This window comes from Intestinirhabdus alba (genome assembly GCF_009711095.1).
Lineage (GTDB): Bacteria > Pseudomonadota > Gammaproteobacteria > Enterobacterales > Enterobacteriaceae > Intestinirhabdus > Intestinirhabdus alba.
Map to the genome: position 1 here is coordinate 115395 of NZ_WMJZ01000011.1, position 22465 is coordinate 137859.

Genomic DNA, 22465 nt, shown 5'->3' on the forward strand with positions numbered 1-22465 from the left:
TCCCCCATGAAACAGTACGGTTTTTACGTTGACTCCTCGCGCTGCTCAGGCTGTAAAACCTGTCAGGTCAGCTGCAAGGATAATAAAGATCTGGACGTCGGTCCAAAGCTCCGCCGGGTATATGAATATGGCGGAGGAAGCTGGACGAAAGAGGGAGAATGCTGGCACAACAGCACCTTTACCTACTATCTCTCTGTCGCCTGTAACCACTGCGACGAGCCGGTGTGCGTCTCGGGCTGCCCGACCGGCGCAATGCACAAGCGCGAAGAAGACGGGCTGGTGCTGGTGAATGACAAGGTCTGCGTAGGCTGCCGCTATTGCGAGATGCGCTGCCCGTACGGCGCGCCGCAGTTCGACGCGCAGGCGAAGGTCATGCGCAAATGCGACGGCTGTCTCGACAGGCTGGAAAAGAACCTGCGCCCTACCTGCGTGGACTCCTGCCCGCAGCGCGCGCTGGATTTCGGCCCCATCGACGAGCTGCGCGCGAAGTACGGTAGCGAGAACCAAATCGCGCCGCTGCCCGCCGCGTCGTTTACCCATCCTAACCTCATTATTAAACCTCATCCGCAGGCCCGCCCGACGGGCGATAAGGAAGGGGCGATTATGAACATCCGGGAGGTGCGCCATGCATGAGCTGCCGCTGGTCTTTTTTACCGTGTTTACCCAGAGCGCCGTGGGGGCGTTTATTCTGCTGCTGATCGGCGGCGCGCTGGGGCAAATTGACGCGCGCCGCCGGGCTACCGGGCTGTTTGCGATGATGTGCCTGTTTGGTCTGGGCGTGGTTATCGGCATCTTCCACATCGGCCAGCCGCTGCGGGCGCTGAATATGCTGTTCCGTATCGGCCACTCACCGATGAGCAATGAGATCGTGCTGTCCGCGGCGTTTGCCGCGCTGGGCGGCCTCGGCTCGCTTGGTCTGCTGCTGAACCGCGGTGCGACGGCCCTGTGCAACGTGCTGGTATGGCTGGCCGCTGCGGTCGGCGTCGCCTTTATCCTGGCGATTCCGCAGATTTACCAGTTGCCGACCGTGGTCACCTGGCGCGCGTCTTACACCACGACGATGATGCTGCTGACGCCGCTGATTGGCGGCGGAGCGCTGGCGGCGCTGTTCGGCGTGCGGCGTCCGGGGGTGGCGGTGAGCGTGCTGGCGATCCTGGCCAGCTTCTGCCTGCGCCCTGGCTATATGTCGATGCTGATGGCGGCCGACGGCGGATTAACCGCCGCGCAGAACGGCTGGTTTACCGCCCAGGCGGTGCTGCTGGCGGCGGGCGTCGTGGGCGCGGCGTTCTGCCTGCGCCGGCGGTCCGCTCAGACGATACTGCCGATGATAGCGCTGCTGGTCATCGTGGCCGAACTGGCCGGCCGGGTGGCGTTCTACAATCTGTGGACGCTGCCGATGTAACCTGTGAGCGGCTCCGGCCGCTCTGTTTTCTGGATGAGTCAGATATGCACCATCAAGCCGTACTACCGCGCATTCTTGGCGCGCTGTTTTATTACTCCCCTGAGCGCCCTGAGGTACGGGCGCTTTTTCCCTGTCTGCCAACGCTGGCGGATATCTATCCGTGGCGCGACCGCGAGCGCATTGAGGCGCTGTGCGCATCGTGGCCTCAGCCGGATGACGAGACGCTCGTCTGGCAGTTCTCGGTGCTGTTTGAGGGGCAGGGAAAGATGCCCGTTCCGCCCTGGGGCTCGGTCTGGCTGGAAAGAGATAACCTGATGATGGGTGAAACAACCGCCGACTACCGGGCGTTTTTGCGCGCTCAGGGCATCACCTTTGACGCCAGGGAGAGTGAGCCGGAGGATCAGTTTGGCCTGATGCTGCTGGCCTACTGCACGCTGCTGGAAACAGAAAAAAGCGCCGCGGCCAGCCGGCTGCTGGAAGCGCATCTGCTGCCCTGGGGATTTGGTTACCTGGAGCTGCTGCAACGCTGCGACGTCAGCCCGTTCTATGCCCGGCTGGCCGCCGTCACTACCTGCTACCTGCAGGAGATTCAGCAGCAGCAGGGCCTGCAGCCTGCAGCAAGGCGTCTCTATTTCGGATGAGCGACTCAGAGAAATATTATCAGGCGCTGATGACCCACCGGCACGTCAGCCGACGGGGGTTATTCCGCGCCTTCGTCACGGCGGCGCAGCAGAGTGCGCCGGAGGCGCGGGCAGCCATACCGGTACACCCGTTGCCGCCGGGAGCCTTGCCAGACGCCCAGTTTCGCGCCCGCTGTACCCGCTGCGACAGCTGTATCAGCGCCTGCCCGATGGGGATTGTAAACCGGCATGAGGATGGCTTTCCTGAGCTGCGCATTGAGTACGCCAGCTGCGACGGCTGCGGTCTGTGCATCAGCAGCTGTCCGGCGGGGGCGCTTCAACCGCTCCCCCGCTTTGATACCGGTTTAAGACCGGCGTTTGGCAACGGCTGCGTGAACCCGGTTCGGGCCTGCAGGCAGTGCGTGGACGTCTGCCCGCAGCAGGCCTGCGTTATCGGCGAGGCCGGCGTTCCGCAGATTGATGACGCGCGCTGCAACGGCTGCGGCGAGTGCCTGGTGCAGTGTCACGCTGGTGCGGTCAAGCTTGCTGCGATAGCCGCAACCGGAGCCTGATCCGGGGCCGCTTGCTACCGCCGCCCCGGGCCAGGCTCACTTCTGTCTTTTTGACTTAATCTGCGAAAAGGTGATCAGCACCTGGCAAAATGCCACGACGTCCCCGATGATTCTCAGCGAATGCAGCGCCGGTCCCCACTCACCCGACTCACCCTCATAGTGGTGAGCCTGTAGCCATCCGCCTTCTCTGGCTGAGGCGTGGGTGGAGTGGCGGATTTGAAAAGCGATACGATGATTTTCATCCTTTTCCTTATATTCGTCACGCTCTTCGGCTTATCCCGCCCGGCAGATGTGTGCATTTACGCATAACTGTTTTCCATTTTTACGGCTTCTGCCGCGCCGGTTCCGGCAACTAAAATTTAGGCTGTGTCCCTTAACCGGGCGTGAACATCGCTGCGACACCGGGTTAAAACTTTACCGACAACAGGCAGGTCAGAAGATGAACAGTGTGCAAAATAACACCTACCGACTGGTGGAAAGAGATCTTTATACAACGCTTTTTTACAACAGCGTACCGGTCGGAGCGATCGTGAATATCAAAGACCGGTGGGTGACCAAAATCAAAAACTGCGCGGACGATTTGGTGATTTGTGGCCGCCATGCCGATCGTAAAAACGCCCTCGCCCGGCTGTGGGAGTGTCGATTCGACGCCTGGCATCCGCTCTCCGGCGGCGCGCGGACAAAAGATTTTCGCGGCCAGCCGGCACAGCGGTAAAGCCCCGCGCAAGGCAGGTGGGGGATCCAGGCCACAAAACGCGCCCCGGCGTCAGGTCTCCTTGCGCCCCAGAAAGCGCTCTTTCAGCAGCGAGCCTGCAATGCCCAGGTCCAGCAGCGGCGACGGCGGCAGAAAATTGGCCTCCCCCAGCGACTCCATCGCGGCGATCAGCCCGTTGTCCTGATTAAGCGCCCGATCGGCCAGCAGGCTTCCCGCCACCGTCTGCTTTGATACCCCGGCTCCGTTACAGCCGCCGGCGGTATACACAAACTTATTCAGCTGCCCCCAGACCGGTGCCCCGTTGCGGGTGACGGCAATGGTGCCGGACCACGTGCGGGCCAGCTTCACCTCGCCAAGCGTTGGAAACACCTTCTTGAAGAATTTCTGATGACGCAGCGCCACGCGATGGGTTTGTTTTTCATCCACCTGCCCTCTTAACGCCGGTATGACGTGCTGGCGAATGAGGAAGCGCCAGTCGGCGGTAAAACGGAACGTCGCCCCGGCGATCGCGTTAACCGGGGTCAGACCCCAGCTCTGCATGGCCGGCAGCGAGGCCATCTGCCCGGCGCTGAGCGGCTCCGTCATGCTGGCGAAGGTGGCCATCGCCGCCTGGCAGTTAATGCCGGGGAGAATTTCCGGCGAGAGCGCGTTAGTCGCCAGCATCACCTTCGCCGTTTTGATGGTGCCATAGGGGGTGATCACTTCAGCCTGCCTGCCGTAACGAATGCCCAGCGCGGGCGTATTATCAAAGCAGCGCACGTTTTCAGGTAAGACATGCGCCAGCCCGCTAATCAGCTGCGCCGGATTGACCAGCACGCAGTTCGGCGTAAATATACCCTTGCTGTAAAAGTGGGTGCCCAACTTTTTATACAGCGCATCGCGTTCTAATATCTGATAAGGCTCGTCCATCAGCGCCAGATGGCTGGCATACTCTTCGAGAATCGCCTCATTGCCCTGCTCAACCTGACAATGATATTTACCGGCGTTTTCCCAGTCGCATTGAATATCATGCCGCTTAATCAGCTGCTCCAGCTGGCTTACCCCCTCCTGGAGCAGCGTCCGGTAAGCATTCGCTCTCTTTAATTCCGCCGTGGAGCTGCCAATATTATGCGGCAGGCCAATGACAAAACCGGAGTTACGCGCGGAGGAGCTTTCTGCCGCGGTGTCGGCTTCAATCATCACAATATTGAGCTGCGGGTTGATTTCCGCCAGCCGCCGGGCGAAGGCCACCCCGGCAAAACCGGAGCCGATAACCACCCAGTCAGCGGTTAAATCACCGCTCAGCGTCGGATGAGGAGTAACGTAATGCTGGCCGGAAAGCCAGCCGTGCTGATTACGATTGAGGGGGATCGATGCATAGCGCAAAATGCTTACCTTCATCCTGAATAAAATAAAAAGTCATAGTAAGCAAGCTATAAGCCATCGCATAGCCATACTCAAATAATTATTGATTTCAGACAATTTAACGCGGCAAGTTAATTAGCCTTGACGCACCCATAAAAGCAAATAAATAGCATGTTAACTTTATTAAAATTGTATATTCAGCGGCTTTAATAGTTATATTAACTACCCCTTCCCATGAACAGCGAACATTTATAGGTTATACCCGTCATACTTCAAGCTGCATGTTCGTTGGCTTTATTCGGCCCTGCGGCCTCACCCCTTCGGGGCCAGCTCTGTGGCTGTTCAAAACGCGCTGCGTTTTGCCCTGCAACCCGAATTATTTAGGGTATATTTCCCCGTTTTTTTTAAAAAGATGGCATTCCCGATGCCACACTGCGGAAACGGCCGCCGGAATCGCCATCCCGGCGGCGTCGTCATCAGGCTGCGCCCTTTAGCCGGGCGCAGAGCCAGAAGCCGTAATCAGGCACGATAAACCACCTGGTCGTAGGCATTCAACGTGCGCTGGCACAGCGCCGAGCGCACGCAGTCATCTTTGTTGAAACGCACAATCCCCACCATGTCGTCTTCAACAAAGCGGGAGAGCGCATCGCTCAGCCCGGAGGGAACGTGCGCGGGCAAATCGCACTGGGTTATATCACCGTTGACGATCACCGTGACGTTCTCTCCCAGGCGCGTCAGAAACATCTTCATTTGCGCGGCGGTCACATTCTGGGCCTCGTCAAGAATCACCACCGCGTTTTCAAACGTCCGACCGCGCATATAGGCGAACGGCGCGATTTCGACCTTACCAATCTCAGGACGCAGACAATACTGCATAAAAGAGGCTCCCAGACGCCTGAGCAGCACCTCATAGACGGGGCGGAAATAGGGGGCGAACTTTTCTGCCACATCGCCGGGCAGGAAGCCCAGGTCTTCATCGGCCTGCAGCACCGGACGGGTCACCACGATCCTCTCCACGTCCTTATGTATCAGCGCTTCTGCCGCCTTCGCCGCGCTGATCCAGGTTTTACCACAGCCGGCTTCGCCGGTGGCGAAGATCAGCTGCTTTTGGGCGATGGCGTCCAGGTAGCGCTGCTGGGCCGCGTTGCGGGCCACGATGGGCGAAGTGTCGCGGCTGTCGCGCGCCATACCTATGGCCTCTACCCCGCTCATCTGCACCAGCGAGGTCACCGACTCTTCTTCACGCTGTTTATGGCTGCGTGAGTCCCGCCTCAGCACACGTTTTGCTTCACGACGTGCTTTGATCGCTGCTTTTTGTCTTCCCATAGATGGCACCTTGAGTTGTTGGTATTCATCACGCGCGCCGCACGCGGCGCGATTATGCGCACAAACATCTGAGGGTTGGCTTCCTTGTAAGCCATAGCCTGCCTGATGAAAAAACACCGCGCGCGGCTACGCGCACCGTTTGCGGCGTGGATAATACGTTTGGAGAGGAGCAATAAAACCGATACGGCGGTGACGAAGGGAGCGTCAGAGAGGGGTATCCGCCCAGAGCGCGGCTTTGATTAACAACAACCTGTCCACTACAGGACCTTACCATTCGCGATCTCCATCGTGATGACATCACTGCCGCTGTTAAATATAAGTACAACATAATTTATCAATTACGCAACAATATTTACCCATGAGTAACCAGGCTGCGCCGCTCGCTGCCGCCGTCTGCACGAGCGATAAAAAAGCCCGCGCAGCGGGCTTGAGACTGATGACAAACCCCAGGCCGAACTCGTTCGGCCATAATCACCACAAAAATAAACAAGGAAAATCAATTCATTGATTTTCGGCTGCTAACCACAAAGAGGGGAAAACCACGTTTTTTCCCTCTTTGTCAGCAATCTGAAGCCCGCTCGGCGGGCCTTGGCGTGGTTTACCGCGGTCAGCCTGGCGTCTGCAGACGCGACGGCGGCGCGGAGCGATAGTGGGCGTCGGCCTCGGCAAAACGCTGCCGCATGGCAGGCGACGGCGCTCTCCCCAGCAGGCTGAAGATAACGATGCCGACGCTGGCAAAAAGAAAGCCCGGTATGATTTCATACAGATCCAGCCAGCCGAACTGTTTCCAGACAATAACCGTCACGGCACCGATAAGCATCCCGGCCAGCGCGCCGTTGCGGGTCATGCGCGACCACATCACCGAGAACAGCACCACCGGGCCAAAGGCAGCGCCGAAGCCCGCCCAGGCATAGCTCACCAGGCCCAGCACCCGGTTTTCCGGATTCGCCGCCAGGGCGATAGCCACCAGCGCCACCGCCAGCACCATCAGCCGCCCGACCCATACCAGCTCCCGCTGGCCGGCGGCCCCCTTGCGCAAAAACACTTTATAGAGATCTTCGGTAATGGCGCTGGAGCAGACCAGCAGCTGGCAGCTCAGGGTGGACATCACCGCCGCCAGAATCGCCGACAGCAAGATCCCGGCGATCCACGGATTAAACAGCAGCTGCGCCAGCTCAATAAACACCCGCTCGGCGTTATGGTTTACCGCCCCCGCCAGCGCCGGATTATTAGTAAACCAGGCGATGCCGAAGAAGCCCACCGCCACCGCCCCCGCCAGGCAGAGGATCATCCACGTCATGCTGATGCGCCGGGCGTGAACGATGCTGTGGTGGGAATCCGCCGCCATAAAGCGCGCCAGAATATGCGGCTGGCCAAAATAGCCCAGCCCCCAGCCCATCAGCGAGATAATGGCGACAAAATTCAGCCCCTTCAGTATGTCGATATTTTCGATGCTCTTTTGCCGGATGACCTCCAGCGAATCACCAAAGCCGCCTACGCTGACAATCACCATCACCGGGGTCAGGATCAGCGCGAAAATCATCAGGCTGGCCTGCACGGTGTCGGTCCAGCTTACCGCCAGAAAACCGCCGATAAAGGTATAGACGATAGTGGCCGCCGCCCCCGCCCACAGCGCCGTTTCATAGCTCATACCGAAGGTGCTCTCGAACAGACGCGCCCCGGCGACAATCCCCGACGCGCAGTAGATGGTGAAAAAGAGCAGGATCACCAGCGCGGAGATAATGCGCAGAAGACGGCTTTTATCCTCAAAGCGGCCGGTAAAGTAGTCCGGCAGCGTCAGGGCGTTATTGTTGTATTCGGTATGCACCCGCAGGCGACCGGCCACCAACTTCCAGTTGATCCACGCGCCCAGGGTCAGGCCGATGGCGATCCAGCTTTCGGAGATGCCGGAGAGAAAAACCGCGCCGGGCAGCCCCATCAGCAGCCAGCCGCTCATATCGGAAGCCCCCGCCGAAAGGGCGGTGACAAAGGGGCCGAGGCTGCGGCCGCCGAGGATATAGTCGTCAAAATTTTTGGTTGAACGCCATGCCATAAACCCTATCAATATCATGCCAAATATATAGACACAGAATGTCACCAGCATCGGGGTGCTAATAGCCATCAAGAAAGTCTCCAGATTTTTCTGTTTTATAGCCGTCATACTTCAGGTCGCATGTCCACCGGCGGCTTCCTGAACCGCCGCTTTGCCGCGCCCCCGCGGGTGGCGAATTTTCCCTCCGCCTGCCCGCTCTCAGGGCCTCGCCCCTTCGGGGTCTGTACTGCGGCTTTGCAAAACGTCAGCGTCCTGCCATGCAACCCGAATTATTCAGGGAATACTGCTCTGCCGGAACGGGGCAGCGCAGGTGGTGTTTACCAGGCGACTGTATCCCGCCGGGAGTGGTGGTTAACCCCGGTTGATTTAACACATCATTTACATCAAAGCGAAGAGCGGGGGATACAAATTTTTCTGCAGGTTGCACTCTCTCACATTTTTGCCAGTGACACCTGTCGAAAATGTTAGCCATCCCAGAGAAAAACGTTTTTTCGCTGGCTTACTTAATTGACTCCTCCCTTTTCATTAACATTTCATTCATTTTTAAAGCTGCTGGCCAGGTCACATTTAACATAGTTGCACAAGGTTGCAACATGATGGATATTTCCCGATAACGATAAGTTGCACTGATTCACAGGAGCAGATGAAATGGGAAGCACCACGATGGGAGTGAAGCTGGATGAGGCCACGCGCGAACGGATTAAAACGGCCGCCTCCGCAATCGATCGCACACCCCACTGGCTCATCAGGCAGGCGATTTTTAATTATCTTGAACAGCTGGAAAACAGCGACGCCCCGCCGCAGCCGCGATCGCCTGAGGCCGCCGGGGAGGCCGATGAGGTGACTCAGCCGCCGGCAGAACCCTGCCCGCCTTTTCTGGAGTTTGCCGAACAGATCCTGCCGCAGTCGGTTACCCGCGCCGCCATCACCGCCGCGTGGCGTCGTGCCGAAACCGACGCGGTGCCCATGTTAATGGAGCAGGCGCGCCTGCCCCCTCCCCTCGCTGAACAGACTCATAAGCTGGCGTACCGCCTGGCACAGCGGCTGCGCGCTCAGAAAACCGTCGGCGGCCGGGCCGGTATGGTGCAGGGGCTGCTGCAGGAGTTCTCGCTCTCTTCGCAGGAGGGCGTGGCGCTGATGTGCCTGGCGGAAGCGCTGCTGCGTATTCCGGATAAGGCCACCCGCGACGCGCTGATCCGCGATAAAATCAGCCGCGGCAACTGGCAGTCGCATATCGGCCGCAGCCCGTCGCTGTTTGTGAACGCCGCCACCTGGGGCCTGCTGTTTACCGGCCGCCTCGTCTCCACCCATAACGAAGCCAACCTGTCGCGCTCCCTGAACCGCATTATCGGCAAGAGCGGCGAGCCGTTGATCCGCAAGGGCGTGGATATGGCGATGCGCCTGATGGGCGAACAGTTCGTTACCGGCGAGACCATCGCCGGGGCGCTGGCCAACGCCCGACGCCTGGAGGAAAAAGGCTTCCGCTACTCTTACGATATGCTGGGCGAAGCGGCGCTGACCGCCGCCGACGCCCAGGCCTACATGGTCTCTTATCAGCAGGCGATTCACGCCATCGGCAAGGCGTCCAACGGTCGCGGCATCTATGAGGGGCCGGGGATCTCCATTAAGCTCTCCGCCCTGCACCCGCGCTACAGCCGCGCCCAGTATGACCGGGTGATGAAGGAGCTGTATCCGCGCCTGAAATCCCTGACCCTGCTGGCGCGTCAGTATGACATCGGTATTAATATCGACGCCGAAGAGGCCGATCGTCTGGAAATCTCCCTCGACCTGCTGGAAAAACTGTGTTTTGAGCCGGAGCTGGCGGGCTGGAACGGCATTGGTTTCGTGATTCAGGCCTACCAGAAGCGCTGTCCGCTGGTGATTGATTACCTGATCGATCTGGCGACCCGCAGCCGCCGACGCCTGATGATCCGCCTGGTGAAGGGGGCCTACTGGGACAGCGAAATCAAGCGCGCCCAGATGGAGGGGCTGGAGGGCTACCCGGTCTATACCCGCAAAGTTTATACCGACGTCTCCTGGCTCGCCTGCGCGAAGAAGCTGCTCGCCGTGCCGAACCTGATCTATCCGCAGTTCGCCACCCACAACGCCCACAGCCTGGCGGCGATTTACCATATGGCCGGTAATAACTACTATCCGGGCCAGTACGAGTTTCAGTGCCTGCACGGGATGGGCGAGCCGCTCTATGAGCAGGTGACCGGCAGCGTCGCTGACGGTAAGCTTAACCGCCCGTGCCGCATCTACGCCCCGGTGGGCACCCACGAAACGCTGCTGGCCTATCTGGTCCGCCGCCTGCTGGAAAACGGTGCCAACACCTCCTTCGTTAACCGCATCGCCGACACCACCCTGCCGCTGGACGAGCTGGTGGCCGATCCGGTGGCCGCCATCGAACAGCTGGCCCGACAGGAGGGTCAGCCGGGGCTGCCGCATCCGAAGATCCCGCTGCCGCGCGATCTTTATGGCCAGGGACGCATCAACTCGGCGGGCCTGGACCTGGCGAATGAGCACCGGCTGGCCTCCCTCTCCTCCGCTCTGCTCGGCGGCGCGCAGCAAAAATGGCGGTGTCTGCCCATGCTGGAACAGCCGGTAGCCGCCGGGGAGATGACGCCGGTGATCAACCCGGCGGAGCCAGGGGATATCGTCGGCTACGCGCGCAGCGCCAGCCCGGCGGAGGTGGCGCAGGCCCTGCAGAACGCGGTGAACGGCGCGGCGATCTGGTTCGCTACGCCCCCCGCAGAGCGGGCGGCGATCCTGCAACGCGCCGCGGTGCTGATGGAGGGACGGATGCAGACGCTGATCGGCATTCTGGTACGCGAAGCCGGAAAAACCTTCAGCAACGCCGTCGCCGAAGTGCGCGAGGCGGTGGATTTTCTGCGCTACTACGCCGGAGTGGTATGCGATGATTTCGATAATGAAACCCATCGCCCCCTCGGTCCGGTGGTCTGCATCAGCCCGTGGAATTTCCCGCTGGCGATCTTCAGCGGACAGATCGCCGCCGCCCTGGCGGCGGGCAACAGCGTGCTCGCCAAGCCGGCGGAGCAGACGCCGCTGATCGCCGCCCAGGGGATCGCCATTCTGCTGGAGGCGGGCGTCCCGTCGGGGGTGGTGCAGCTGCTGCCGGGCGAAGGGGAAACCGTGGGCGCGCAGCTCATCGCCGACGACCGGGTGCGCGGAGTGATGTTCACCGGCTCGACCGCCGTGGCCACGCTGCTGCAGCGCACGCTGGCCTCCCGCCTTGACGCCGCCGGACGGCCCGTCCCGCTGATCGCGGAGACCGGCGGCCTGAACGCGATGATTGTCGACTCCTCAGCGCTTACCGAGCAGGTAGTGACCGACGTGCTGGCCTCGGCGTTCGACAGCGCCGGACAGCGCTGCTCCGCCCTGCGCGTGCTCTGCCTGCAGGAGGAGATCGCCGACGCCACGCTGACCATGCTGCGCGGGGCGATGGCGGAGTGCCGGATGGGCAACCCCGGCCGTCTTTCCACCGACATTGGCCCGGTGATTGACAGCGAGGCGAAGGCCGGGATCGAACGGCATATCCAGGGGATGCGCGCCAAAGGCCGCCCTGTGTTCCAGGCCGCGCGGGAAGAGAGCGAGAGCGCCCGTGAATGGCAAAGCGGCACCTTTATTCCCCCAACGCTGATTGAGCTGGAGAGCGTCGATGAGCTGGAAAAGGAGATCTTCGGCCCGGTGCTGCACGTGGTGCGCTACGACCGCGGCGGCCTGGAACGCCTGGTTGACCAGATCAACGCCTCCGGCTACGGCCTGACGCTGGGGGTACATACCCGCATTGACGAGACTATCGCCCGGGTTACCGGCCAGGCGCGCGTCGGCAACCTGTACGTTAACCGCAACATGGTCGGCGCGGTGGTCGGCGTGCAGCCGTTCGGCGGCGAGGGGCTTTCCGGCACCGGCCCGAAGGCGGGCGGCCCGCTCTATCTGTATCGTCTGCTGGCCAGCCGCCCGCAGACGGCGCTGGCGAAAACCCTGGCGCGCCAGGACGCGCGCGCCCCGGTGGACGCGCAGTTGAAGGCGGCGCTGGCCGGGCCGCTGCACGCCCTCATCGACTGGGCGGTGGATCGCCCCGCTCTGCAGGCGCTGTGCCGACAGTTCGGCGAGCTGGCGCAGGCCGGCACCCGGCGTCAGCTGCCGGGGCCGACCGGCGAGTGCAATACCCTGACGCTGCTGCCGCGCGAACGGGTGCTGTGCGTAGCCGACAGCGAGCAGGACGCGCTGATCCAGCTCGCCGCGGTAACGGCGGCGGGCAGCCGAATTCTGTGGCCGGACGACGCCCTGCACCGGGAGCTGAAGCAGCGCCTGCCCGGCGAGGTTTCCGCGCGGATCGCCCTCGCCGCAGCGGAGAATCTGCTGGCTCAGCCCTTCGACGCGGTGATTTTCCACGGCGACTCCGATCAGCTGCGCCTTCTGTGCGAGGCGGTGGCCGCCCGCGACGGGGCGATTGTGTCAGTGCAGGGATTCGCCCCCGGCGAAAGCAATATTCTGCTGGAACGTCTCTATATTGAGCGCTCGCTGAGCGTTAACACCGCGGCGGCAGGAGGCAACGCCAGCCTGATGACCATTGGCTAAACGCGCCCGGCGCATCAGGCCGGGGGGAACCTCTTAACCCACAGCCCCGCCGCTCCCGCTGCCGCTGTCTGACCTGCCGGTTATTCAGCGTCAGCGGTTTTTGTTATCAGGGACCTGAGCTGCCGGCACAGGTCTGGAGCCGCTTTTGACTGCTGTACTCCCTCTCGATATCGGTTAACGATCGCGCCCCCCGCCGTGCAGGCAATCGTAGCAGACGATGAACGGAACATGATTTCCGGAGCATAGCTGTTCATATCCTGCCGCCAGCCTGACAGCGGCTCTTTGCCCTGAAGAAATACCCGTTTGACCTGGCCATCAGCGAGCGTTCCCCACTCAGCGCTCTTCCCGTCACGGTATAGCTCATAGATCCAGGTATCAGACAGAAAATCTGCCGGAAGGCACGATCGCCTCTTTATGCAGGGCCAGCCCTGGCTCTGCGGGCGAAAAAAGTGACAGTCCCGCCTGAATGAAGAAGATGGGCAGGTCGAAAAAAAGTAATTTTTTACTATCCGGAGGCATTATCTTTCGCTTCCCTTTGTGTCTACCCGCCCCGTGACATAAGGCGTAGCCGCCATAAACCGCGCCGGTTAGATCCAGAAACGCCCGATTTCTGTCAGGGCTTCAAGACATTTACACACCCGGTCGCACATGCTTTGTTTCTGGCAGAACACGGCATGTAAAAACCACAAAACCGCGGCCAGGCAAAACAGAAGAAAAATAAGCAGGGTTAAGTTATCAGATATAAATAGCAACATCCTGTCAGCACTCGTTAAATTATGATGTTGACGCCGGCCTGCGCCCGCTAAACGGATCAGGCGGCGTCGGGAATTCTGGCCGGGTACGCCCGGTGGAACAGGCGCTAAGGGCCGGCGCAGACAACCGAGGTGGCGTTAGCGCCGCCCCATCAGCAGCCGATACGCTTTAACAACGCAATCGTCTCTTTCAGCGGCGCGTTAGTAGCAGAAAACGGTTGATAAGCGGCCATCCGCTTTAGCCTTCCGCCATGCCAGGCCGTGATGTAATAGAGTGTACCGTCCACCAATCCGTCGGCGAGGATAACGTCGGCCGCTCCCGCCTCCCTGAAAATATGTCCGGTCAGTAAATCATACTGTCCGGCAGCGATGGCGCGACGTCCGACCAGCGGCCTGCCGTTGAGATGCCCCTTTTTCAGCAGCGAGCCTTCCCCGGAGATAAAGCACAGCACAGAGTCGCCGGCGTTGATATTTATCTCTCCCAGCACAACCCAGCTCTCTGACAAAGCGGTGGCAGTTTTTACCTCGTCTGCGATTATCCTGAAACTGTTAGTCTGCCTGGCTGAATTCAGCGCGGCGGGAAAAACCGAAAACGCGGCGGGTTTATCTGACGCCAGCCGTTGATACCAGGCAACATCGCTTTCAATATCCCAGGGCAAATGGGCGGCCGCCGCGCCTGTCGCCACCACGCTGTAGATCATAGCCAACCAGCGCAGAAGGGTTAACGGTCTTAAACACGGCTTTTTATTCCTCATGGGCGATCTCCCTGTTATCTGAAGCGGGTGCCGGGCGGTTTTGCAGCCGCCGTATGGCCGTCGCGATAAGGCGGTCATTATCATCACAACGCCGTAACAGCCCTCTTAATTCCGGCAGTAAGCTTTCGTTTTCTGAAGCACCTGCGGCCTCAATAAACTCATCGAACACCCTCTCCTGCCGTAAGGCCTCTTTCAGTGCGGGAACGACGCTTTTCTCTTTTCGGTGGGCAAGACCGAGGATGGCCTCAGCGCGTACGGCATCATCCGGATCGTGCAGCAGATTTATCAGCCGTTCTCTTATTTCCGGAGTGTCATACAGGTGAAAATTTATTGAGAATGCGGCCCAGCTCCGCACCCCAGAATGCGTATCGTTGAGCAGCCTGACCAGCAGAGGAATCGCCCGTTCATCGTAAGCGGCGGATAATGCAAACGCGGTGGCGCGCCGGACATTGATCGAGCCATCGGTAACGGTAAAAGTTGACTGCGCCAGAAGCGGCGGCCAGTGCCGGGCGGTTATCCTGCAGCGGTGTGCCATTGCCTCTACGGCTGCGGCTCTGGCAAGGGCGCTCTTGTCATATTCCGCCATAGCGTTCAGCAGGTTAAAAACCGACGCCTCTTTTTCGGGGGGAAGCGTTATCTGCCCCAGAATAAAAGCGCCTGTGGCTCTCCGTCGATAGCGGCTATCGCGACACCACGCTTCGGCGAACTTAACGGTCTCTTTTCCGCCCCGCTGCTGCAGCTCGCAGGCCGCGCTGTAGCGGATGAGCGACCGGGGATGATCCAGAAGTAAATATAACTCGTCACGCGCTCGTTTTTTATCCTCTGCATGGCGACATATCTCTTCTTGTGTCGGTTTTCTTTTAGACATACACCCGTTATACCTCATCCAGCCTGCGTATTGGCTTTTAACTAACGCGGATCTTTTTGCAGAAGCCGCGAGCAAATTCATTTCTGGCCGCTTTGGCGCTCGCCTATAAAACCGCCCCTCGTCGGGAGCTGTCGGGTAATTTCTCAAAACGCTTTACGCTTTGTCTGGCGCTCCAACGAAGAATATATACCCGTCATACTTCAAGCTGCATGTGTGTTGGCTTCGGGTTACTCGTCTCATCCATGAGACTCGCCCTGACGGGCCGCCGCTGCGCGGCGTTCAAATCTGCTCCAGGCAGATTTGTCGCTCACCCCGGTCACATAGTTCGCTATGCTCTCGGGGATTCGCTCGCTTGCCGCCTTCATGCAACTTGAATTATTTAGGGTATAATCAATCCCACATTCGAAACGCTGGCAGCAAAGCCGACTTTGCTTTATTTTCTTCACATCATCCCCGTAGTTTACTCATTCTCGTAATAAAATAACCAGGCTGCAGTCATTATTCGCTGTAGACATTTATTTAATGAATATTTAATCTCACAAAGAGAAAGTCATTCATATATTCTGTTCGTCATAAATATATTGCGCCTCAGCGTGCCGCGCCCTATATTGCTACGCTTCACAACCGCATAATAATCCTGTCAGGAGCAACACAATGAGATTCTTTTTATTGGCGCTTATCGCTCTGCTGTCCAGCGCCCACGCGCTGGCCGACGATTGCGACAATGCGTGGAGGAATGGTGATATGATCCACTGCGCCGCCGCCCGGTATCAGGAAGCCGATAAAAAGCTGAATCAGACCTGGCAGAAGGTGCAAAAACGCGCCAGGCCGGAGCAGCGGCCGCTGTTAAAGCAGGCGCAGAACGCCTGGATAGCCCTGCGGGACGCCGACTGCAGGCTGATCGCCTCCGGCGCCGAAGGCATCCGCTTACAGCCGATGATCGTCAACGACTGCCTGGAGGCAAAGACCGTCGAGCGCGAGGCGTTTCTCAGCTCGCTGCTGCGGTGCGAAGAAGGCGATTTGAGCTGCCCGCTGCCGCGCCCCGACTAACGTCCGCGGATCCCTTCAATAATAATGCGCTGTACGCTCTCCACCGTTCGCTTAAAAAACGCCTCATCGCGCAGCGTGGCCCCCGTCACCGCCGCCACCTGCGGGGCAAAATCGGCATAGTGCTGGGTGGCCGCCCAGATCATAAAGATCAGGTGCTGCGGATCGACGGGGGCCAGCCTGCCACTCTCGATCCAGCCGGCGATCAGCGCCGATTTCTCATCAATAAGCGCTTTCAGATCGCCGGTCAGCTCCGCCATCAGCAGCGGCGCGCCCGCCAGCATCTCCATACAGAACAGCCTTGAGGCCTGCGGATAATCGCGGGAGACCTCCAGCTTCAGCCGGATGTACTCTTTAATGGCCGCCAGCGGTGCCAGCTCCTCGCGAAACGCCTTCAGCGGTGCCAGCCAGATATCGAGGATCTGGCGCAGCACGGCGACATAGAGCGCCTCTTTCGACGGGTAGTAATAAAGCAGGTTAGTTTTTGATACCCCCGCCCGCTCGGCGACCTGCTCAAGGCGGGCACCGTGAAACCCGACCTGGGAAAACGCATCCAGCGCGGCGGTTAAAATGGCCCGCCGCTTTGCGCTGACGGTCCGCGAACGTTTGCCCGTACTTTTCATAGCTTTTTCCTTACCGTTGCGCAGTCGCCTGCGACGCCTGTTGCCGTTTAAACATCAGTGCGCTGGCGCTCTGTGAAGCCCAGGCCGCTGGAGAAGCACGAACCATTGAGGGAGTCGATGCCCAGGAAGCCGGCGATCGCCATCCGAATCGCCCCTGGGGCTTGTTGAAAATAGCGTAGAGGGAGAAATAACGACATAAAACACCTGACAGAAAGAACGCGCTTAGTCTGCGTCGCGTTTGGTCACGCTGCAACCCCGGCGGCAAAAAATTCATCGCGCCGGCCGCTGCCCTCCCCCTGAAAAAGCGCAGTTTTCCAGGACGCTCCCACCGCCCGTCGGCGTGCGGGCAATTTGCACTCTGGGCGTGACGACATATCTTTAAACAGTGAATGCGCTATCGCGCCGCATGAAAAAAGCAAAGCAGCACATCACGCGGCAAGCCAACGCACATACGGCGTGAAGAATAACGGGCATATCCAAGATAACCATGAGGAGAAGGACTGATGGCAAAAATTCTGGTGCTGTATTACTCAATGTATGGTCACATCGAAACGATGGCATATGCCGTCGCTGAAGGGGCAAAGAAAGTGGATGGTGCAGAGGTTATTGTTAAGCGCGTTCCGGAAACAATGCAGCCGGAAAGTTTTGCCCGGGCGGGCGGCAAAGCGCAGACGGCTCCGGTGGCCACGCCGCAGGAGCTGGCCGGGTATGACGCCATTATCTTCGGCACGCCGACGCGCTTTGGCAATATGGCCGGCCAGATGCGCACTTTCCTTGACCAGACCGGCGGCCTGTGGGCCGCAGGCGCCCTCTACGGCAAACTGGCCAGCGTATTCAGCTCCACCGGCACCGGCGGCGGTCAGGAGCAGACCATTACCTCCACGTGGACGACACTTGCCCATCATGGGATGGTGATTGTTCCCATCGGCTATGCGGCGCAGGAGCTGTTTGACATTTCACAGGTCCGCGGCGGTACGCCTTATGGCGCAACCACCATCGCCGGAGGAGACGGCTCGCGCCAGCCGAGCCAGGAAGAGCTTTCCATTGCGCGCTACCAGGGAGAATACGTCGCAGGCCTGGCAGTTAAACTTAACGACTCATCTGCAACAGGAGAATAATATGCCAACTCAAGAAGCCAAAGCCCATCACGTCGCTGAATGGGCCAGTCTGCGTAATACGTCGCCGGAGATCGCCGAAGCCATTTTTGAACTTGCCGACTATGACGAGAAGCTGGCGGAAAAAATCTGGGAAGAGGGCAGCGATGAGGCGCTGATCAAGGCCTTTGAGAAAACCGATAAAGACGCGCTGTTCTGGGGCGAACAGACCGTCGAGCGCAAAAACGTCTGACCCTCCGGCTCCCCGCGCCGCGGGGAGTTTTTCGCTGTTTCACCGCCGGGTTACCAGGCCCTCCTGCCAGCCTCGTCGTCAGAGGCTACCGGAACATCGCTCACCGGGCGCTGCAGGCTGCCCCGCCTCGTACGCGCGGTACAGCGCGCAAAGCGCAAGCAGGCTGCGGGTTCCCGTTCGCCTCATTAGCCCGCTGCGTTGAACGCTGATGGTCACCGGGCTGACGCGACGGGCGCGGGCGATATCGTCAATGGAGTAGCCGCGCAGCGTCAACTGCATTATCTGCCGCTCGGCGCGGGTGAATTTAACGCCGCCGGGCGTCTCGCTGAGGCAGAGGTTTTGCCGACGCAGGGTTTCCATCACCGCCAGCGCCTGCCGCAGCTCGCTCAGGGTGGCAGACTCCGCCACGCAGAGCGTGAGCCGGTCAGGATAGAGGCGCTTTAGCAGGTCGAAATCGCGCTCCGCCGCGATAAAAATCGCGTAGTCTTCCGGCGGATTGCGCTGCAGGCAGGAGAAGATCTCAGTAATATCCATTCCGCTCATAACATAGATCCGCAGCAATAGCGCAGAAGCGTAGGTGCTATGCTGTTTTACCATCTGCCCGACGACCTCTTTTACTCCCCGAATAAATAACGGGTCCTTCCCATAGATTTTCATACCCTCTCCTTTTATCGCAGCTCCTGTTTCTGATTTTTAGCGCTGCCTCCGTCCGCCCCATCGGCGGGAATAATATTGTGCGTTTTCTCCGGTAGCGCTATAGATTTACCAGGAAAATATTTACGCTCTTCCCCGCCTGCCGCGTTAAGCTTATCTCAAATTACTCCTGACGACTCTGCCGTCTCCCCCATCCGGCCTGTCACGTTAAACCAGGACTATCTTTAAACCCCTCCTGAATATTAATTTAAGCGTCAAATGAAATATGAGATCAAACACTCAAAACGCTATTTCATGTTGTGTAAAATATTTTTTCATGTTCTTCATATGAGTTATCAAATTACATGAACAGATAATTAACAAGGCGAGTGGCGAATCCCCCTGAGCGGCGGGGTCAGCTGACAAAAACACCCTCTGTGGTCGTTTCTTTTTTATGGACGGACGGGCGCTGTCAGCCGCCTGTTCACCGGGAGGCACCCGGCGTCACGCGCCGCTTTTTTAATCCACAGCGCTGAGCAACCCGCGCGACAGCGCCTGCGCAATCCGGCGATTTGGCGACGCGAAGGCATAACGCCGTCGGGGAAGCGCTTCGTACGACGTATGGATGAGCGAAATAGACGTGCCGCCGGCACCAAAGTAACGGCGGATGTTTTTATCGTCAACCGACGTTCAGCAGGCGAGCAAGTTAGCCTTACTTTTGTCAGAGACGTTTTGCAGTTATTAAAAGGATTTACTTTACCCCTACGCTTAAAATAAGAGGTTCTTATGTTTCGCTCAATATTATTATTGTCGGTCCCCCTTTTTAGCTTTGCCGTTCACGCGGTCACCTTTGATTATCGTCACGAAATAAATGATAACGGCGGAAATAACAATAAAGATCGTCTGATTATAGCCCACCGTTTCGCCAACGGCTTTGGCCTGTCGCTGGAAGGTAAATGGAAAGGTTCACAGAAAAAAGATAAGGCCTTTGATGAAACCGTCAGCAACGGCACCGAAGTGGTCGCCAGCTATGTGTATAAAATCAACCCGACCTTCCAGATCGAGCCAGGATTCTCACTGGATACCGGTTCATCTTATAATAACTATCGCCCTTATCTGCGCGGCAAAGCCAATATTGACAGCAACACCAGCGTCTCTTTACGCTATCGCCCTTACTATAAGCGCCAGTCAACCAATATTGGCACCCCCAGGTCAACCTCTGAAAACGGCTATAATCTGACCTCGGTACTGACCTTCAAATTCCTTAAAAACTATCAGCTCGACTATGAGCTGGATTATAAAAAGGCCAACTCTGCCGGCGTCATCCTCGCCAACAATAAAAACGAAGACTGGACCCATGATTTTAAACTGACCTGGAAACTGGATAAGAACTGGTCGCCCTATACCGCCATCGGTAACGTTGCCGGCAGCAAGTCAACCAATGAAAGGCAGACGCGCTTCCGCGTTGGCGTGAAATACGCTTTCTGATCGCACCCATACCCCGCCCCTGACTATGTGGGTTGCATTATTCAGGATTAAAACGCTGAGCAAAACGTCTTTGCTCAGCTTTTCTTAGCAACAATGAGGTGAATAATGAAACTATCCGGACTGGCTGTGATGGTGAGTTTATTTGGCATTGTCTCGTTACCAGGCCAGGCGCAGGAGAGCGTCCGGCTTAACAGCGTCAGGGCGTTTACCGATGCGGTGATTGAAAAAGGCCGCAGTAAAACGCATCCCGAGGTGCCTCTGCTTGCCGACGGAATCAATCCCCGCACCGGCGAGCAGATGACGTGGATATTCCCTGACGGCAGAAAAACCGTGCTGTCAAACTTCTCCGCCCAGCAAAACCTTATGCGCGTGCTGGTCGGACTCAGCCATTTAACCGACGACCCGCAGTATAAACAGCTCGCGGAAGATAACGTCCGCTATTATTTCCAGCATTTTCAGGACAAAAGCGGCCTCTTATTATGGGGCGGCCACCGGTTCGTTAACCTGGATACGCTGCAGCCCGAAGGCCCCAGCGAAAAAGAGAGAGTTCACGAGCTGAAAAACGCTTATCCCTGGTACGATTTGATGTTTGCCGTCGATAAGCCCGCCACCGTTAAATTTGTTCACGCCTTCTGGAACGCGCACGTCTACGACTGGAAAATCCTCGAAACCAGCCGCCACGGCCAGTACGGTAAAGCGCCGGGTAGCCTGTGGGACAACGCCTTCGAGCAGCAGCCGCCCTTCTTCGCCACCAAAGGACTGAGCTTTCTCAACGCCGGAAACGATCTGATCTATTCCGCCTCGATGCTCTACAAGTATAACCATGAGGAGGGCGCGCTGCTGTGGGCCAAACGCCTTGCCAGGCAGTATGTGCTCCCCAGGGATAAGAAAACCGGCCTCGGCGTTTATCAGTTCACTCAGCCGCTAAAGCGGGCGGAAACCAGCGACGATACCGATACCAACTCGAAGTATGGCGATCGCGCTCAGCGTCAGTTTGGTCCTGAATTTGGCCCCGACGCGCTGGAAGGCAATATGATGCTGAAGGGGCGGACCAGTACCCTGTATTCGGAAAACGCCCTGATGCAGCTGGAGCTGGCTAAGTCGCTTGGCGACGACGGAAAGGATATTAAAAAGTGGACCATCGACGGGCTAATCGCCTTTGCCCGCTGGGCCTATGATGAAAAAAGTAACACCTTCCGCCCGATGCTGGCCAACGGCACGGATCTGTCGGGCTATGCCTTAAAAAGAGATGGCTACTACGGGAAGAAAGGCACCGTGCTGCAGCCCTATCCGGCAGGCAATGAGTTCCTGCTTTCTTACGCCAGAGCCTGGACGCTGGAACCCGATCCACAGATCTGGAAGGTGGCGCGCGGCATCGCCAAAGGCCAGGGACTGGGCGACATCGGCGAGCCGGGCGGTGCCAACAGCCGGCTGAATATGGCGACCAGCAACAGCGAACCTTATGCCATCTTTGCCCTGATCGATCTCTGGCAGGCGAGCGGCAATAAGGCCTATCTGAAGCTGGCCGACAAAGTGGCCGATAACATTCTGTCGACCCGCCGCGTTAATCACTTTTTTATCGACGATCCGCGCTATCTCTATGCCAACGTCGACCATATCGCGCCTTACGCCCTGCTGGCGCTTGAGGCCGCATGGCAGAACAAGCCCGACGCGGTAGCGCCCTTCCTGAACGGTGCCGGCTTTACCGAAGGCGCGTATAAGCTGCAGGACGGAACCGTACGCTATTCCACCCGCGACAACGAGCTGTTTAAGCTAAAAGCCGGCGAGATCCTTAAGCCGAACGGAAAACGTTAAGCGCTCCTGGCACAGACCTTAGCTTGCGGGGTCGGAACACCCCGCCTTTTTAATAAAATAGCGAGAATGCAGCAGCCGGTCCGTCGCCTGCCGCAGCAGCATACCCTCCTGCGGTTTCACTCTTTTCCGGGGCGTAGCCGTTCATCCCTTTACCCTGACTCCGCTTTACTGCGGTCTCCGCCACCGTCTCACTCAGCGCCGTCAGCGCAGCCTGCCTCTCCCCCGCCTCACTCCTTCTTCCCGGCTGAGGGCCTGAATATATTCCGCCAGAGGTGCCGGGGATTTTTCGACGCATCGATGCAGTAAGGGTCGTCGGCCTCGATCCGACACTGTGACTCTATGCTCTCCGGCCATACCGGCACCCGGCTGGTTATCATGGCGATATAGCGCGGGATACTGAAAAAAAACGCCAGCGCAAACAGCAGCGGCAGCAGAAACAGCGGCGCGCCGTCATACAGAGAGAGCGAATAGAGCAGGCCAAAGCTGTAGCCCTCGCGCCT

Annotated in this window: 18 protein-coding genes and 1 pseudogene; 11 read left to right on the forward strand and 8 right to left on the reverse strand. The window is 58.6% G+C overall.

Translation table 11 applies throughout. From position 1 onward, the window contains the following. Positions 1-6 precede the first annotated feature (6 nt). From GJV78_RS10090 to GJV78_RS10110, 5 genes are all read left to right on the forward strand, one after another. Positions 7-633, forward strand: a complete 627-nt coding sequence (locus tag GJV78_RS10090) for a DMSO/selenate family reductase complex B subunit (protein ID WP_155108215.1) — start codon at positions 7-9, stop codon at positions 631-633. Further along, complete coding sequence (locus GJV78_RS10095; RefSeq protein WP_155108216.1) at positions 626-1402, forward strand: dimethyl sulfoxide reductase anchor subunit family protein; 777 nt, start codon at positions 626-628, stop codon at positions 1400-1402. The genes GJV78_RS10090 and GJV78_RS10095 overlap by 8 nt, the downstream gene beginning before the upstream one ends. A gap of 44 nt (positions 1403-1446) precedes the next feature. Beyond that, positions 1447-2043 (forward strand): TorD/DmsD family molecular chaperone, encoded by a 597-nt coding sequence (locus GJV78_RS10100; protein ID WP_155108217.1) that lies wholly within the window; start codon positions 1447-1449, stop codon positions 2041-2043. Next, entirely contained in the window at positions 2040-2594 is a 555-nt protein-coding gene (gene napF / locus GJV78_RS10105; RefSeq protein ID WP_155108218.1) for a ferredoxin-type protein NapF, read from the forward strand. Before GJV78_RS10100 ends, napF begins: the two co-directional genes overlap by 4 nt. Before the next feature lie 439 nt (positions 2595-3033). Then, positions 3034-3309: a hypothetical protein gene (locus GJV78_RS10110; RefSeq protein WP_155108219.1), complete on the forward strand. Its 276-nt coding sequence runs from the start codon at positions 3034-3036 to the stop codon at positions 3307-3309. A 51-nt stretch (positions 3310-3360) separates the two neighbouring features. Here the strand turns inward: GJV78_RS10110 and GJV78_RS10115 are convergent, their stop codons facing one another. The 3 genes from GJV78_RS10115 to putP all read right to left on the reverse strand — a co-directional run bounded on the left by GJV78_RS10115 (position 3361) and on the right by putP (position 8101). Beyond that, positions 3361-4674, reverse strand: coding sequence for an NAD(P)/FAD-dependent oxidoreductase (locus tag GJV78_RS10115; RefSeq protein WP_155108220.1), 1314 nt, complete (start codon positions 4672-4674; stop codon positions 3361-3363). Positions 4675-5172: 498 nt separating this feature from the next. Continuing rightward, positions 5173-5979 carry a phosphate starvation-inducible protein PhoH gene (gene phoH, locus GJV78_RS10120; RefSeq protein ID WP_209439246.1) on the reverse strand — a complete coding sequence of 269 codons (807 nt, stop codon included), beginning with the start codon at positions 5977-5979 and terminating at the stop codon, positions 5173-5175. Positions 5980-6586: 607 nt separating this feature from the next. Further along, positions 6587-8101, reverse strand: coding sequence for a sodium/proline symporter PutP (gene putP, locus GJV78_RS10125; protein ID WP_155108221.1), 1515 nt, complete (start codon positions 8099-8101; stop codon positions 6587-6589). Between the two features lie 579 nt (positions 8102-8680). Here putP and putA point away from each other — a divergent pair. Then, positions 8681-12637, forward strand: coding sequence for a trifunctional transcriptional regulator/proline dehydrogenase/L-glutamate gamma-semialdehyde dehydrogenase (gene putA / locus GJV78_RS10130; protein WP_155108222.1), 3957 nt, complete (start codon positions 8681-8683; stop codon positions 12635-12637). Positions 12638-13541: 904 nt separating this feature from the next. Here the strand turns inward: putA and GJV78_RS10135 are convergent. Continuing rightward, positions 13542-14144: a hypothetical protein gene (locus GJV78_RS10135; protein ID WP_155108223.1), complete on the reverse strand. Its 603-nt coding sequence runs from the start codon at positions 14142-14144 to the stop codon at positions 13542-13544. Further along, the gene (locus GJV78_RS10140; protein ID WP_167519498.1) at positions 14134-15012 is read right to left on the reverse strand and encodes a HEAT repeat domain-containing protein; all 879 of its coding nucleotides are present in this window, start codon (positions 15010-15012) and stop codon (positions 14134-14136) included. Before GJV78_RS10140 ends, GJV78_RS10135 begins: the two co-directional genes overlap by 11 nt. A gap of 654 nt (positions 15013-15666) precedes the next feature. Between GJV78_RS10140 and GJV78_RS10145 the strand changes: the two genes are divergently transcribed. Further along, entirely contained in the window at positions 15667-16062 is a 396-nt protein-coding gene (locus tag GJV78_RS10145; protein WP_155108225.1) for a lysozyme inhibitor LprI family protein, read from the forward strand. On the opposite strand, the gene rutR is transcribed toward GJV78_RS10145, so the two are convergent. Continuing rightward, positions 16059-16682, reverse strand: a complete 624-nt coding sequence (gene rutR / locus GJV78_RS10150) for an HTH-type transcriptional regulator RutR (RefSeq protein ID WP_155108226.1) — start codon at positions 16680-16682, stop codon at positions 16059-16061. The genes GJV78_RS10145 and rutR overlap by 4 nt on opposite strands. Before the next feature lie 503 nt (positions 16683-17185). Between rutR and wrbA the strand changes: the two genes are divergently transcribed. After that, positions 17186-17800 carry an NAD(P)H:quinone oxidoreductase gene (gene wrbA / locus GJV78_RS10155; RefSeq protein ID WP_155108227.1) on the forward strand — a complete coding sequence of 205 codons (615 nt, stop codon included), beginning with the start codon at positions 17186-17188 and terminating at the stop codon, positions 17798-17800. A gap of 1 nt (position 17801) precedes the next feature. Beyond that, positions 17802-18029 carry a YccJ family protein gene (locus GJV78_RS10160; RefSeq protein WP_155108228.1) on the forward strand — a complete coding sequence of 76 codons (228 nt, stop codon included), beginning with the start codon at positions 17802-17804 and terminating at the stop codon, positions 18027-18029. 78 nt (positions 18030-18107) lie between these two features. Here GJV78_RS10160 and GJV78_RS10165 read toward each other — a convergent pair whose 3' ends face one another. After that, positions 18108-18686 carry a helix-turn-helix transcriptional regulator gene (locus GJV78_RS10165; protein WP_155108229.1) on the reverse strand — a complete coding sequence of 193 codons (579 nt, stop codon included), beginning with the start codon at positions 18684-18686 and terminating at the stop codon, positions 18108-18110. A gap of 762 nt (positions 18687-19448) precedes the next feature. Here GJV78_RS10165 and GJV78_RS10170 point away from each other — a divergent pair. Continuing rightward, on the forward strand, positions 19449-20150 hold the full coding sequence (locus GJV78_RS10170; RefSeq protein WP_155108230.1) for an oligogalacturonate-specific porin KdgM family protein: 702 nt from the start codon (positions 19449-19451) through the stop codon (positions 20148-20150). Between the two features lie 105 nt (positions 20151-20255). Continuing rightward, positions 20256-21965, forward strand: a complete 1710-nt coding sequence (locus GJV78_RS10175; protein WP_155108231.1) for a pectate lyase — start codon at positions 20256-20258, stop codon at positions 21963-21965. Between the two features lie 227 nt (positions 21966-22192). Here GJV78_RS10175 and GJV78_RS22965 read toward each other — a convergent pair. Next, positions 22193-22465 (reverse strand): annotated as a pseudogene (locus GJV78_RS22965) (DUF6708 domain-containing protein); the annotation flags it as partial.